Origin of the sequence: Leisingera sp. ANG-Vp, assembly GCF_000813725.1 — a bacterium.
Taxonomy (GTDB): domain Bacteria; phylum Pseudomonadota; class Alphaproteobacteria; order Rhodobacterales; family Rhodobacteraceae; genus Leisingera.
In genome coordinates this window covers 1-551 of sequence record NZ_JWLD01000143.1, presented here as the reverse complement: position 1 = coordinate 551, position 551 = coordinate 1, and the positions used below count along the sequence as shown (strand labels likewise).

Annotated in this window: 1 protein-coding gene; it reads right to left on the bottom strand. The window is 63.2% G+C overall.

Annotated features, from left to right (window positions below; all coding sequences use genetic code 11):
- On the bottom strand, positions 1 to 551 hold a 551-nt coding region (locus tag RA20_RS24470), incomplete at both ends, for an Ig-like domain-containing protein (protein ID WP_039135615.1).

Here is a 551-nt window from a genome sequence, read left to right as displayed (position 1 = left end):
CTGTTGCCGAAGTCATCGGTGGTGGTGATGGTGATCTCTGTCTGGTACTCGCCTTCGGAGATCTGATCCGGGGTGAACGTTACCGACCAGGTGCCGTCCTCTGCTACGGTGGTAGTCTGGGTAGCGCCCGCGATCGTCAGGGATACGGTGGCCCCCGGCTCGCCGGTGCCGGAGATTACCGGGCCGGCAGCTTGTTCTTCACCATTGACGGTGTCGCCGGTCGAAACTGCGCCGCTTGTGATCTCTGCTACCGGCGGCGTGGTGTCGATCACGACCTCAGGGCCGTCCAGATCAAACTCTTCTCCATCCGGGTCAACGACATGCACGGTGGAGTCATAATCGCCGTCCGGCGGCAGGTCATCGACCGGGAAGGTCACGCCCCAGGTGCCGTCATCGGAAACGGTGGTGGTTTGTGTCGAGGTGCCGACAGTCACGGTGACTTCGGAGCCGGGCGCCCCGGTGCCGGTAATTTCAACCGGATCCGTCGTCGAACCGGAAACCGGGTAGGATGCGTCCGGGTTGTCAACTGTCGGTACGACGCTGCCGTCGCC